The sequence below is a fragment of the Chamaesiphon sp. genome (assembly GCF_041737865.1).
Lineage (GTDB): Bacteria > Cyanobacteriota > Cyanobacteriia > Cyanobacteriales > Chamaesiphonaceae > Chamaesiphon.
In genome coordinates this window covers 1-12,974 of sequence record NZ_JBGSQZ010000100.1, presented here as the reverse complement: position 1 = coordinate 12,974, position 12,974 = coordinate 1, and the positions used below count along the sequence as shown (strand labels likewise).

At 46.6% G+C, this 12,974-nt stretch carries 14 protein-coding genes and 1 pseudogene; 4 read left to right on the top strand and 11 right to left on the bottom strand.

Translation table 11 applies throughout. The features are described from left to right. Nucleotides 1-198 precede the first annotated feature (198 nt). From ACEW9J_RS07110 to tkt, 9 genes are all read right to left on the bottom strand, one after another. Complete coding sequence (locus tag ACEW9J_RS07110; protein ID WP_373544434.1) at nt 199-459, bottom strand: Txe/YoeB family addiction module toxin; 261 nt, start codon at nt 457-459, stop codon at nt 199-201. Beyond that, complete coding sequence (locus tag ACEW9J_RS07105; RefSeq protein ID WP_373544433.1) at nt 452-706, bottom strand: type II toxin-antitoxin system Phd/YefM family antitoxin; 255 nt, start codon at nt 704-706, stop codon at nt 452-454. Before ACEW9J_RS07105 ends, ACEW9J_RS07110 begins: the two co-directional genes overlap by 8 nt. A gap of 123 nt (nt 707-829) precedes the next feature. Next, complete coding sequence (egtD, locus tag ACEW9J_RS07100; protein ID WP_373544432.1) at nt 830-1,849, bottom strand: L-histidine N(alpha)-methyltransferase; 1,020 nt, start codon at nt 1,847-1,849, stop codon at nt 830-832. Nucleotides 1,850-1,985: 136 nt separating this feature from the next. Then, on the bottom strand, nt 1,986-2,354 hold the full coding sequence (locus ACEW9J_RS07095) for a hypothetical protein (protein ID WP_373544431.1): 369 nt from the start codon (nt 2,352-2,354) through the stop codon (nt 1,986-1,988). An 18-nt stretch (nt 2,355-2,372) separates the two neighbouring features. Further along, on the bottom strand, nt 2,373-2,708 hold the full coding sequence (locus tag ACEW9J_RS07090; RefSeq protein WP_373544430.1) for a hypothetical protein: 336 nt from the start codon (nt 2,706-2,708) through the stop codon (nt 2,373-2,375). An 11-nt stretch (nt 2,709-2,719) separates the two neighbouring features. Continuing rightward, nucleotides 2,720-3,520 carry a hypothetical protein gene (locus ACEW9J_RS07085; protein WP_373544429.1) on the bottom strand — a complete coding sequence of 267 codons (801 nt, stop codon included), beginning with the start codon at nt 3,518-3,520 and terminating at the stop codon, nt 2,720-2,722. A 33-nt stretch (nt 3,521-3,553) separates the two neighbouring features. Further along, complete coding sequence (locus tag ACEW9J_RS07080) at nt 3,554-3,895, bottom strand: DUF5615 family PIN-like protein (RefSeq protein ID WP_373544428.1); 342 nt, start codon at nt 3,893-3,895, stop codon at nt 3,554-3,556. Between the two features lie 3 nt (nt 3,896-3,898). Then, a complete protein-coding gene (locus ACEW9J_RS07075) occupies nt 3,899-4,225 on the bottom strand; it encodes a DUF433 domain-containing protein (RefSeq protein WP_373544427.1) in 327 nt (108 codons plus the stop codon). A 267-nt stretch (nt 4,226-4,492) separates the two neighbouring features. After that, entirely contained in the window at nt 4,493-6,505 is a 2,013-nt protein-coding gene (gene tkt / locus ACEW9J_RS07070) for a transketolase (RefSeq protein ID WP_373544426.1), read from the bottom strand. A gap of 525 nt (nt 6,506-7,030) precedes the next feature. On the opposite strand from tkt, the gene ACEW9J_RS07065 reads away from it, so the two are divergent. Beyond that, nucleotides 7,031-7,486: a hypothetical protein gene (locus ACEW9J_RS07065; RefSeq protein WP_373544425.1), complete on the top strand. Its 456-nt coding sequence runs from the start codon at nt 7,031-7,033 to the stop codon at nt 7,484-7,486. 398 nt (nt 7,487-7,884) lie between these two features. Here ACEW9J_RS07065 and rsgA read toward each other — a convergent pair whose 3' ends face one another. Next, a complete protein-coding gene (gene rsgA, locus ACEW9J_RS07060; protein WP_373544424.1) occupies nt 7,885-8,961 on the bottom strand; it encodes a small ribosomal subunit biogenesis GTPase RsgA in 1,077 nt (358 codons plus the stop codon). Between the two features lie 63 nt (nt 8,962-9,024). On the opposite strand from rsgA, the gene ACEW9J_RS07055 reads away from it, so the two are divergent. The 3 genes from ACEW9J_RS07055 to ACEW9J_RS07045 all read left to right on the top strand — a co-directional run bounded on the left by ACEW9J_RS07055 (nt 9,025) and on the right by ACEW9J_RS07045 (nt 12,413). After that, nucleotides 9,025-10,650: a CHASE2 domain-containing protein gene (locus ACEW9J_RS07055; RefSeq protein ID WP_373544423.1), complete on the top strand. Its 1,626-nt coding sequence runs from the start codon at nt 9,025-9,027 to the stop codon at nt 10,648-10,650. A 145-nt stretch (nt 10,651-10,795) separates the two neighbouring features. Continuing rightward, on the top strand, nt 10,796-11,512 hold the full coding sequence (locus tag ACEW9J_RS07050; protein WP_373544422.1) for a DUF928 domain-containing protein: 717 nt from the start codon (nt 10,796-10,798) through the stop codon (nt 11,510-11,512). A gap of 7 nt (nt 11,513-11,519) precedes the next feature. Beyond that, a complete protein-coding gene (locus tag ACEW9J_RS07045; protein ID WP_373544421.1) occupies nt 11,520-12,413 on the top strand; it encodes a DUF4351 domain-containing protein in 894 nt (297 codons plus the stop codon). Nucleotides 12,414-12,766: 353 nt separating this feature from the next. Here ACEW9J_RS07045 and ACEW9J_RS07040 read toward each other — a convergent pair. After that, nucleotides 12,767-12,974 (bottom strand): annotated as a pseudogene (locus ACEW9J_RS07040) (IS1634 family transposase); the annotation flags it as partial.

The following is a 12,974-nucleotide window of genomic DNA, read 5'->3' as shown; positions in this document are numbered from 1 at the left end:
AAAAAAAACAGTATCGATGGAAACGCACGCGCACCAGCCACCCTTAAGAAACAAAATCCAACTCGAAGAGCAATTCCCTCAAGCAGATCTAGATACATTGAAGTTGGCAGCACAAGAGGGCATCATCGATTTGAAGTATTTACGTTTGACAGTCGTAGTTCAAGACAATGGCCCTCTACACAAAAGTCATCTTGTCCGTCAAAAGTGGGCTGATTGGCAGGACAAAGGCTTATTAATCTGCTTCTTACCGCAAACTAAGCGATTGGTATCATCAATTCGTCGCGACCAAAAGCCAGCTAAATTTTCTCGTAAAGGTTCTGGCTTGCCGACACCATCAAAGGGTTCGCGGATTGTGGCTGATATCAATTTATTTATTCTTTTGAGTGTCTTTTTATCTTGACCTTGCCAATAAAGATAGTCATCCCAAGCCTCCTCCGTCCAAGCCAGTCTCCTAGTCATCAACTAAGTCTCGTTCGATCGCTTTTCCTGCTCTAAATTGGGCGATCGATCGTTCTAAATGAGCAGCATTAGCTGGAGATTTCAATAAATGAACCGTCTCCATCAGACTATTGAAAGATTCTAAAGACATGACTACGACATCATCTGCATCTCGTCTAGTCACGATCGTATAATCAGCATCCGCCACCACTCGATCGAGAACTGTCTTTAGGCTATTCCTCGCCTCACTGAAGGATACAACTTTCATCTTTGGTGATTTGTACTATTGCTTGTACAAGTATAGCAATGGTGCCATCGATCCGGCAATCTAACTGTTATCTACTAGAATTGTCGGGTGGGCACTGTCTATGTTTCAAGCAACAAGATCGATCTAAGGACAATCACCAGCAAGTAAACATTGTCGTTGACAGAGAATTAAACCAAACCAAGATTGAGGATCTGTCCAAATTTTGAGCGGTTGTAGTGCGTGAGTGGTAAGAGTATCGCTCAACGTGGGGAGATGAAACTTCCGCGAGATTTCGGTGTGAATGGTTTCGCCCGATTGGAGCGAGATTTCTAAGTCCAGAGCCTTGAGCTGGACGGTTTGAGCTGTCAGACTTTTGAGGTGCATTTCGATCTGACTAGCGACGGGATTAAAGAAGGCGTAGTGTGCGAAATTATCGAGATTAAAGTTACCATCAAACCGATCGTTCAGATGCTGCAACATGTTGAGATTAAAAGCAGCGGTAACGCCTTGGGCATCGTTATAAGCAGCTTCGAGAACAGCGATCGGTTTTTGAAGGTCTACACCTAAAAGGAAAAATTCACCAGGTTGAAGGGCTTGCTGGACTTGAGTGAGGAAGAGATCGCACGATCGATCGTCCATATTGCCCATCGTACTGCCCAGGAACATCAACATCCGATTTTCCACCATGCGCGGGGGGAGTTTGGCGAGGGCGCGTTCGTAAGTACCTGCGACACCGCAGACGTTGAGCTGGGGGTAGGTTGCGAGTAATTCTAGTGCTGTGGAGCGGAGGATACCTGCGCTCACATCGATCGGGTAATAATGTAAAGGGTTATCGAGTTGCGAGTAAGCTGTCAGGAGAGTGTGAGTTTTGCGGGAGCTACCGCTACCGAGTTCGACGATTTCGCAAGCTCCAGTTAATTCGATAATTTCTGAGACGTAGGTATCGAGGATGGCTTGCTCGGTGCGGGTGGGATAATATTCGGGTAAGTCGGTGATCTGCTCGAATAATTCGGAGCCGCGATCGTCATAAAAGTAGCGAGGTGGTAAGGTTTTGGGGGTTGACCTCAAACCAGCGATAATATCTTCACCCCGATCGATCGTCGGTAGATCTTTGTCTACAGTAATCCATCGCAGTCGATCGTGTTCGGTACTTGTGGCGTTCATGTGGGTTATTCCGTATTGATGACAGTTGGGGGTGGAGTTAAACATTAAACAAGGCGATCGATCGCAAGTTGGCACGCGTCACCGTAGCCCAGAGCACAAAGTCGTCATCCACCTTCCTTTATCAAAAACCCTATCTCTAAATAAAAACAGGTGGGGATTTCCCACCTTGTCGATCGATAATGCTGCAATCCATACCAGTTATCAATGATTTGGGTAGACTTTCGTAAGTGACAAAGTATCGATCGCGCCAATCAGTAATACATCGATCGAACCAGATATCTTCGGGAATCAAATCGTGTGTATCGGCAATGCCCTGATTGTGACTGAGATGAATCTCGATAATCTGATGCGATTTCAATAATTCTCGACAGGTATTCTCTGTAGCTCGATCGTTTCCCTGCTGCCAAATCAGAATATGAGATACGTCTAATAGTAGTGGGAAATCCACCAAGCTATCTAAACCAGAACACCAATAATCGCAAGTCGGCATTACTTCTACTGCCACTGGTACCTGCAAAATCTGTTATAAATCTAGTAACGAATATTCGAGTTCGCTACGACTACATTCCCAGCGACGTGGCGCATGAATAGAGACAGCCACAACATTTTGATGTTGTTGGATAAAGTCAGCATAAATCGCCGATGTTTCGGGCTTAGAGAGTTTTAGTATTTGTCGATGATTTTTCTCATAGAGGCAAGAATCATGCAAAATCAGCGGAATATTGGGATAAGAATAATCAATCTGGCAATTACTACCGATCGCGAGTTCTAAATATTCTAATTGGAGTGAAGGTGTAAGTAAATCGAAAATCTCCAGACATTCGGCGATCGGACGGATACCGATAGCTGATATACTCAATCCAAGCATAGTTATGGTTTAAAATAAGTAGTTTCCCGAACTGTTTCCTTACATACATAAGCAAGTCTACCAACAACATTGGCATAGATGCGATCTATAACCTCATAATGCTCATCAATTGTTAATTTTTCTAATACCAGATCGGCATAATTTTGCAGTCGATCGCAATAACTATATAGTTCCTTCAGATATTTCTGACATCTCCACTCGTTATAATTCTTGGCAACAACATCAACCCATTGAAAAGGTTCTGGATTGGGTGGTTGAGGTAAATCTGGAATATCATATATTTTGACCCAATTATAAATATCCTGCTGAGATATCTTTGTATCCCAATCCGAGGCATAGCTAGAAAAATATGGATACTCTTCTTTGGTAAGGATTTTTTTTACTGTCAGAATGGCAGCGGCTTCAGCAGATTCATAATCTATATACGTTGAAATTAATTTGCAAACAACGCCACAATTAGATCGATCGTAACTACTAATAGTCATTTCTCTACCGTAGTTATGTTCACCACTATAGTCTGTACCATCGTCAATTATAAATTCATCATCGGTATATGTCCTTCCAGATTGATAGACGCTCCAAACTATATCGCCTGGGTTGAGCAAGATACCTCTAGGCAATAACTCCCAATCTCGTTCAGATAAAATTTTTGGATCTAGATTATCTGAATTTAACTTACAGTAAGCATGATATCGGACGATAAGATTGTCATCATGTGAATACCCAATTAATCGATCTATTGACGATCGATCGAAGTTAGATATTAGCTCGATACTTTTAATCTTATCTAGTGAATCTGCCATCACGATCTCTATTTTGATAGTTTGTAATTTAATTCAATTTGCAGGACGTACTACCCGAATCAAATTACCTTGTAGAGATTCTCGATCGACGATCGCATCGTTTAGCCGACTTGCCATACTCGATCGATCGGGATCGTTCGTGCAGATAATAACACCGAAGTGCTGGGAATTTGCTCGGTGTAATCGCCTAAAATCATCTCGATTTAGGGTGACGACCGCTCGATTATCAGCGATAGCAAAGGATAATACATCCTCATCTGGAATACCTAAATTACCTTTGCCAGCTTCTTGCACCGTCAAAACATCATGACCCATTTCCCTAAGTAGCTGACTCACAACCTTTGGAAACTGCTCATCCATATACAACCGCGCCATTAGCTACGCCTCGTTATTAACGCGAATTGCTGCGGCAATTTCTTCGGGATAAGCATCAGCATAGCTCCACGCATTGACTAGATCGGCGGCGGTGATGTGGGAATAGTCCTGTAATAGTTGGGCTTCACTAATTCCCAATTGCTGTGCCTCGACTAATAGCCAAACGGCGATTCGCGTTCCGGCAATACAAGCTTTCCCGCCACAGACCCCTAGCGTTTTAGTAATTCCCTTCCCACTCATGTTCAAAGTTTTGGTTAGGCTCTGAACCATCTCTGCCTTGTCAGAAGGTGATAGGGTTAGCAGTTGGTTCTCAATTTCTTGACGAGTCATGATGCTACTTATCCAAATGAGCGATCGCGGACGATCTAAGTGATTTTTATTGTAACAATTATTAATCTAACCCAAGTTGCTATTTATAGAAATACCAACGATTGTGTCTTGAAAAGGTGCTCTACTTGGGGAAACCCCAAGACCGCACTTTTCGCAAATCTTGGCTAGTGATGCAAAGTCCGCCTACGCGGACGAAATTAATTAGTTAGTCCGCGTAGGCGGACTTTGCACCATGAGGAGTGGTTTTAACCACTTTGAGTTTAGCGATTAACCCAAGACTTCTTTCGCTGTTTTCACGACGTTATCGACAGTGAAGCCAAACTTCTCCATGACTACGCCGCCAGGAGCCGAAGCACCAAAACGGTCGATTGTGACTAAACCACCATCGAGTCCGATGAAGCGGTGCCAGCCTTGGCTGCAAGCTGCTTCTACTGCGACACGTTTGGTGACAGCTTTAGGTAAGACGGACTCTTTGTAAGCTGCGTCTTGTTCGTCGAATAGTTCCCATGACGGCATGGATACGACGCGGACTTTAGTACCTTCAGCGGTGAGTTTTTCGGCAGCGGTGACACAAAGGCTGACTTCGGAGCCAGTACCAATCAGGATGATGTCGGGAGTGCCTTCGGATTCGACAATCGTGTAGGCTCCTTTGGCGACACCTGCGATCGAAGTTCCGGCCAAGTTGGGTAGATTTTGGCGGGATAATGCCAGCAGAGTCGGATTGGTTTGGCTGGCTTTTTCGATCGCGACTTTGTATGCGCCGGATGTTTCGTTACCGTCGGCGGGACGGATCACGGTGAGGTTGGGAATCGCACGGAGAGAGGCGATCGTTTCGATCGGTTGGTGCGTAGGGCCATCTTCACCCTGTCCGACGGAATCGTGAGTCATCACCCAGATTGCCCCCGCTTTGGATAGTGCGGAGAGGCGAATCGGTGCGCGCATGTAGTCGGTGAAGATTAGGAAGGTGGCACCGTAAGGAATCAAACCGGAATTGTGGAGGGCGATCCCGTTACAAATGGCACCCATCGCATGTTCGCGCACGCCGAAGTGGACGTTGCGATTTTGGTAGGCACCTTTTTGGAAGTCGCCAGATTCTTTGATTTCGGTGAGGTTGGAGTGCGTCAAGTCAGCCGAACCGCCGATCAAACCTGGTAAAACTGTTGCGAGTTTATTGAGGCAATTTTCAGAGTGTTTGCGGCTAGCTAGAGCCTTGTCTTCGGTGGTATAAGTCGGCAAGACGCTATCCCAACCGTCAGGAAGCTGGCGCGAGGTCAAACTTTCAAATTCGGCGGCTTCTGTGGGATATTTAGATTTGTAGCTAGCCAGGGTTGCTTCCCATTCGCCTTCAGCTTTGGCACCGCGATCGATCGCTTCGCGCATGTGAGCGACTGCATCGGCGGGTAATTCAAAGGGAGCGTAGTCCCAGCCGAGGTTTTCGCGGGTGAGTTTGATTTCGGCTTCACCCAGGGCTGCACCGTGGATGCCAGCGGTGTTGGATTTGTTGGGGGAGCCGTAACCGATGATGGTAGTTACCTTGATCATCGTCGGTTTGTCGGTAACTTTTTTGGCTTCTTCTAATGCTGCCGAAATTGCGCCTAAGTCGGTATTACCATCTTTAACGTGGATCGTGTGCCAGCCATAGGCATCAAATCGGGCGGAGACATCTTCAGTAAAGGCAACATCGGTCGAACCATCGATCGAGATGTGGTTGTCATCATACAAGACGATTAGTTTACCTAGTCCCCAGTGACCCGCGATCGAAGCGGCTTCACCGGAAATCCCTTCCATATTACAACCATCGCCGACGATGACGTAGGTGTAATGATCGACGATCGTCGCATCGGGCTTATTAAATTTAGCAGCTAAATGGGCTTCAGCTAGAGCCAAACCGACACCATTAGCAATCCCTTGACCGAGTGGGCCAGTCGTGACTTCAATTCCGGCCGTCTCAAAGTTTTCGGGGTGCCCAGGAGTGCTAGAACCCCACTGCCGGAAGTTTTTGATATCTTCAATACTGACGCTATCGTAGCCAGTTAGATGCAATAGTGCATATTGCAGCATCGAACCATGTCCGGCAGATAATACAAACCGATCGCGGTTGAACCATTGGGGGTTCTTGGGATTGTACCGCATAAACTTTTGCCACAGGACATAAGCCATCGGAGCCGCACCCATTGGTAAACCTGGATGCCCAGATTTGGCTTTTTCGATTGCATCGACAGCGAGAAACCGAATTGAATTAATAGCAAGTTGGTCTACGGATTGAGCGGTTACAGGCATAATATATATGGATTTAACTAAATAACTCGTGAAAGTTCAGTGCTAACGGCACAGCAAGATAAGTGCAGACTGAGGATCTAGTTTGCAAGTTTTGAGTCGATCCAGCCAGACTCAACCAGAGCCAAACATCCTTCCTTAGGAATAATGTTCTAACACCACAACTAAATGCCAACAGCTCTGCGTCGATCTTAACAATTTCTCTTCATCATCTCATTTGGTGGGGGTATGAGCAAGAGGGTAAGGGATTAGGCTTTAGGCTTTAGGCTTTAGATGTTAGGTGTTAGGGATTAGGAAATGAATCGGACGCTTGCGTCCCATAACCAAACGCTGGTAAGTGAGCTATATCCGTTGGCGTAGCCTCGCCTTGAGGGATACTAAAAGCCTAAAGCCTAAAACCTTATCCCTAAAGCCTAAAGCCTAAAGCCTAACCCCTAATTTTTGTTACATAACATCACTATCCCTTCCATTTACCACTGGCATCTGGTATTACTAGGCGTGAGGTAGTCGATCGAATAAAGTATGAACATGCCAAAATACGATAGTATCTTCAACGCTGAAGAGTATACCGAAGAGCCATTAAATGAAGCTGAAGGCTTGGCATCGATCGTGCTGATTGCTGCCTTAGCAGATAACCCAAAGGATTTGGTAGCTCCAGATTTATTCCTGGATATTTTGCCGGATTTTGACTTGTATGCAGAGTATTCTGACGAAGATCTGTTGGCAATGGTCGATCGATTGACCGCAATTGTCGCAGATGTGGGGTTGGGAGCATTGTTTAATGCCGCAGATGAGGCGATTCCTGACGATCTAGTGCCTGATGCTTATGCTGCGGCGATTTTGGCAAAGATGGACTTACAGACGGGCGAGATCGCAGCAAGCGCAAATGTGTTTCTCAAGGAGCTGCAAGTGGTGCTAGATATCGATGATGAGGAGGCTGCGGAAGTTGCCGCAGAGGTGAAGAAGGCTTTTGAGGAGAGTTGACAGCCAATAAAGACAGCAGCTTCACAATTCTGGTAGGGATTGCCCGATCGAGTGAATCATACCTGGATTCAGCAACGTCACTAGAGCTTTAGCTTGAATTGCGGCTAAGGCTCGATCGAAACCATCTGAATAAGTGTGATTATCGCCTGGATTGAATTAAATGAGTACTAAGATTGACTACTTAGAGCTAATAAATTCGTATATCATCGCATATCCCAACCGTCAACAGGAGTACTTTAAGTTTCTGCATGACAATCCAACTTCCGCTCCAAATCATTTGTCTTATCGATTTTTGCGGGCTGAGTATTTACAATCCAAATGTTCGAGTTTTGAAGTTTTTCCGTGATAAGTAAGTAGCTAAATTCAATCGATCGAGATCGATCGTCGCATTGCTTTTTCTAGTCATCATCTAGTTCTTCGGATAGCTCGTCAAGGGATTGGAGAATCGTATGGCGAGAGATTTGGCGATATTTTGACTCTAGTTTTGGCTCATATTGTTTCTTCCCCGTGCTACTTTTTTGTTTTAAATTATTTTCGATTTTGGGTTGAGATTGTAATTGCTGTTCCCAAGCGATCGAGTCGGCGAGAAAATCTAGATAGTGGGGATATCTTTCCCAGTCGCCGCGCACGACGCAATTTGGTTCGTCGCGATGGGTGCAGTCGCTAAACTGACAGTGCGCCGTCGCCAATCGCTGCCGGATTTCGGGAAAATATCCAGGTAATTCCGTGGGGCTACAGGTAAGATCTGGTTGGTTGAAGCCTGGGGTATCGGCAATCAAGCCACCTGTGGGGAGCGTAAATAATTGGACGTGGCGAGTAGTATGTCTGCCACGACTGAGTTTGCCAGAGACAGTCGCCACGCGGATATTTGAGTCGGGAATGAGGGCATTGGTAAGGCTTGATTTACCGACACCAGAATGTCCGGCAAATACCGTAATCTGACGATCGAGTTCGATTTGCAACTCCTTGACACCGATCCCATTTTCGACACTAATGACGATCGGTTGATAACCCCATTCAGCCAACCTGCCGCACCATTCCTGTCGTTGGATGTCGGTAACTAAATCGCTCTTATTCAGGCACAGACTGACCTGTAAGCCTGTCGATTCAGCTTTGACGAGAAATTTGCTCATCAGAAATGGATCGAGGGCTGGCTCGGCGAGGGCAAAGACTAATAAGACTCGATCGGCATTGGCTACAGGCGGTCTATCGAGTAAACTATGACGAGGGAAGACATCGACAACTACACCTTTGGAACCTTGCCAATCGATTTCATCGATCGTCACGCGATCTCCAACAATCGCACTCACACCAATTTTTTGCAGTCGCGCGCGGCGGGTACACAAGATTAATTTCCCCCCTACCGCGAGCGTATCTGGATCGATCTGTACTTGACAGAAGTTGGCTTGAACGGCGATAACAGTACCTACCAATCGAGCAGAGTTACTAGCGGTGGGAGTTGAATTTTGCTGCACGTAGTATGTCGATCGAGCGTAAGATTTCTATCTTCTATGATAATTGTTTTGAGCGCGCCTACGATGGAAACCATCTTTACCCTTCTTCTCCCTAATTATCCGCATTCGGTGCGGGGTGATACTGTCGAGATCGAATTAGATCGGACTGGAGTAACGGGCTTTTCGGTGACTAGTTTTGCCCAAACGCGGATGAAACTAGAAGCCCAGATGCAGGGTTGGCTCGATTGTCGCTCGTTTAGCACGTTGCTACCACTGCTACCCGGCATTGGCGATCGCGATTCAGAAGTCATCATTATCATTGAATCAGCAGACGATCGGGTCTATCGTTTACCTTGGCACTGTTGGAGCGCACTCTCAGATTGCCCGCAGGCGGAAATTACCTTTAGTCTGAATACTTATCAACGTCAAACTAGTACCTCTTCCCGCACCCAGCCGCGCATCCTGGCGGTATTTGGCGATCGCACAGGCATCGATACAGCCGCTGATGCAATATTTATCCAACAGCTTCAGGCGGATGTCGTGACGCTCGTCGAGCCGAGTATCGCCCAATTGCGGCAACAGCTCGACGATCGCCAAGGGTGGGATTTGCTGTTTTTCGCCGGACACGGGAGTGAAGATAACGTCGGGGCGATCCACCTCAATCCCACCGAATCAGTCACCCTCAGCGACCTCAGTCAGGCTGTAAAAGCCGCGATCGGGCGGGGGTTGAAGTTAGCAATTTTTAATTGTTGTAGTGGGCTGGGAGTGGCTACTAGTCTCGCCGCCTTCGATCTTCCCACTGCGATCGTCATGCGGGAAGCGATTCCCAATCGGGTAGCTCAGGATTTTTTACAAACCTTCCTCCGCAGCTTTGAGAGTGGGAGTTCGTTACTAGTGGCTGTAGCTGATGCCCGCCGCCAACTACAATCGATCGAAGCTGATTTTCCATGTGCTACCTGGCTCCCCGTCGTATTTTGGAATCCCACCGTCGAACTCCCCACCTGGAAATCGTTTTACCCCCAACCGATCGCGCGGATTAATATGTGGCAATTAGGCGCGATCGTCATCGCTACCACCGCTGCGATTTGGGGGGTGAGGAGTCAAGGCTATCTCGAACCGATCGAACTCGCTACCTACGATCTAGAGATGAACTCTCGCCCAATGACCGAACTACCTGACGAGCGGATTGTAGTCATCGGTGTAGATCGCGCTCTACCAGTGAGCGATCGAGTATTATTCCAAGCACTCACCAAGCTGCAACAGTATCATCCCAAAGCGATCGGACTCGATATTTATCGTGACATCCCCTTTGGCGAAGGACATCGGGATTTGGATACCTTGCTCCAACAGCAAGATGCGATCGTCAGTTCCTGCCTGATGTCCGGCAATAGCCAAAAATTCCCAGGAGTGCCCGCACCACCTGGAGTTCCACCCGAACATGTCGGATTTACCAACTTTAGTCTCGATCCCGATGGCGCAATCTGCCGTCAGGTATTGGGGATGGCGGCGGTAGATAGTGGCTGCACGACCGATCGCTCTCTGAGTCTGAGCTTGGCCTTAAAATATCTAGATCTTGCTGCTGATGAAGCCGAAGATGGCAATCTAAAAATCGGCGATCGCCAAGTAGCAGTATTGGCAACTAGTTTCGGCGGCTATCGATCGACTAATGCGCGGGATAATCTCCGTGGTTTTCGATCTGGATGCCATTAATTCCCGCAGCAATGGCGGTAGTATTTACGCCGATGGTAGCAATTGCAGCGAATCGATGGCAAGCTAAATTAGTCGATCGTTAACAGTCACATCTGGCATAAATACGCAGAGATGCCAAAATGTTATCAGCCCCCGAAATCAACTCATGTCCCTGCATTCACACCGCCACTCATTCTTCACTCTCGCCGCAATCCTGCTGCTATGGGCACCACAATTATCAGCCCAAACCACACCGCTCAAATACGTCCCCGATCCCACCTTTTCAGTATTGTCAAGAAAAGGTACGCCCAAAGATATTACTTACGGCGGTGGCAAACGCAGCGTCTGTCTAACTAGAGCAAACCCCGTTCGCGGCTTAACTGCGATCCTCCCACCAGCAGACTTTGGCGGCTTGAGCGCGACAGCCAATCCCACATTTTGGGTATATTTGCCCTACGCCACAGAAAGACCGCTTACAGGGGTATTATCAGTACGGCTGACAGATAGCTTTCGATCGGCCCCATTTGTCAAAGTCCCGATCTCACTACCCTCACAGCCTGGATTGGTCAGACTCAGATTACCCGCATCGCTCGTTGGCGTAACCTCTCCTTTCGAGCGTCAACCCACCATGTTAGCTTGGACGTTAACAGTAGTCTGTGACGAAGAAAATCTCTCCCGCAATCCCTTTGTGGGTGGCTTGGTAATGGTCAAACCGAATCCTGAATTATTGCAACGAATCGCTGACTTAGCTCAGTCAGAGCGGATCGTGGAGTTGGCGCGATCGGGATATTGGTATGATGCTCTCGATCTAGTCGCCAGCAGCGACGGCGGGATCGGCGTCCAACGACTAATGGAGTCGGCAGGGTGGAAACCCTCGCGGTAAAAATAAGATGTCCCAATTTCCTCACGACCAATTCGCCAAAAACTTACTCGAATCCTTGCTCTCACCATTTGGGCTAGTTCAAATTGCCTTCACCATGAGCAGCGAAATTCGGGAGATTGATGTCTACTTCACACCCGACTCACTCCCGACAAATTTGGGATTGCTCAGTCAATGTGCCGCAACTAGTGCTGTATTTGAACCATTCCGAAATCCCGTTAGTGTTTTTGAGATGCGGAGCTGTATGTCTAAACTCTACGATTTACACGGCGAAATAGTCCGCCAAGCCAAAAAGCAGAAAACAAAATTAACCGATGCCGATTTGCCTACACTCTGGATTCTCACACCAACTTTAGCCGCGCCAACTTTGGCAGGTTTTGGTGCTATAACTGATTTATCAGCTTGGGGTGCAGGTGTCTATCTACCACATCATCACCTAAAGATGGGGATAATCGTCATCCACCAATTACCTGCAACGCCAGCAACCCTGTGGTTTCGATTGCTTGGCAAGGGAAATGTTCAGGCACAGGCAATTAGAGAAGTAGCTACTCTCCCAGTCGATAGCCCCTACCGGAGTAATGCCCTAGAACTATTTGGCAACCTCAGAGTCACTCTTGAAGCCAGACAAAAAATTAACTCAGAAGAACAAGAGCTGATTATGCAACTATCTCCCCTTTATCTGGAAAAAATCCAAGCTGCCGAACAACGCGGCGAACTAAAAGGTCGTCAGGCTGGTGAGTTGGCATTGACGCTTAAACTGCTCCAGAAGCGATTTGGATCGCTATCTGAGCACATCCAAGGGCAGATAGCTAGACTGCCTGTAGAACGGCTAGAAGACCTCGCTGAGGAGCTGTTAGATTTCAATACTGTCGAGGAATTAGTTGATTGGCTCGCTCTCAAGTGAGAAGAGGAAGAAGATGCAGCTCTAGCCACATTTTCTTCATTACGATAAAACCCTGTCATTGCCGGAGCTAGCCAGCGGGGACACTTTGCCATAACTCTAGTGCCTAAATTCTCAGAGGCGATCGATCGTCTCTGGCAAAGTGTCCCGATCTTTAACCCACATTCCGCACTTCAAATTCTACGACAAAGACTACCAATTAAAACTGTCTTGAAATTGCATTCTCGATGTTTATATCATTATTAATTTTCATGAAATAAGCACGAAAATTCTCTAGTTTTTAGTTATTTCCAAAAACTAATTGCCTTGAAATATTTGATTTCGACAGTCAGAACTTTAACAAATAATTTAAAAAATCAAGCTGATAAATAATATTGCTGACAAGCTATTGGCATAAAATTTAAGATTCGACGACGCTCATCGTGCAAGTTACTGATTCGTTTAACTCCTTCAATCTTAAAACAATGAATTCCTTGGAAGCACTGAAATATCCATCTTAAAGTTGGCCGCTCTGTTAATTTATTCAGTTGGTTTTTTACAGAAGATTTTTGAAGTTGAAGATTA

Excerpts from the sequence above, each read along its gene's own strand:
- ACEW9J_RS07080 (WP_373544428.1), bottom strand. The coding sequence starts at position 3,895 with ATGGCGCGGTTGTATATGGATGAGCAGTTTCCAAAGGTTGTGAGTCAG.
- ACEW9J_RS07065 (WP_373544425.1), top strand. The coding sequence starts at position 7,031 with ATGCCAAAATACGATAGTATCTTCAACGCTGAAGAGTATACCGAAGAG.
- ACEW9J_RS07085 (WP_373544429.1), bottom strand. The coding sequence starts at position 3,520 with ATGGCAGATTCACTAGATAAGATTAAAAGTATCGAGCTAATATCTAAC.
- ACEW9J_RS07105 (WP_373544433.1), bottom strand. The coding sequence starts at position 706 with ATGAAAGTTGTATCCTTCAGTGAGGCGAGGAATAGCCTAAAGACAGTT.
- ACEW9J_RS07055 (WP_373544423.1), top strand. The coding sequence starts at position 9,025 with ATGGAAACCATCTTTACCCTTCTTCTCCCTAATTATCCGCATTCGGTG.
- ACEW9J_RS07045 (WP_373544421.1), top strand. The coding sequence starts at position 11,520 with ATGTCCCAATTTCCTCACGACCAATTCGCCAAAAACTTACTCGAATCC.
- ACEW9J_RS07050 (WP_373544422.1), top strand. The coding sequence starts at position 10,796 with ATGTCCCTGCATTCACACCGCCACTCATTCTTCACTCTCGCCGCAATC.
- tkt (WP_373544426.1), bottom strand. The coding sequence starts at position 6,505 with ATGCCTGTAACCGCTCAATCCGTAGACCAACTTGCTATTAATTCAATT.
- ACEW9J_RS07075 (WP_373544427.1), bottom strand. The coding sequence starts at position 4,225 with ATGACTCGTCAAGAAATTGAGAACCAACTGCTAACCCTATCACCTTCT.
- ACEW9J_RS07110 (WP_373544434.1), bottom strand. The coding sequence starts at position 459 with ATGACTAGGAGACTGGCTTGGACGGAGGAGGCTTGGGATGACTATCTT.
- egtD (WP_373544432.1), bottom strand. The coding sequence starts at position 1,849 with ATGAACGCCACAAGTACCGAACACGATCGACTGCGATGGATTACTGTA.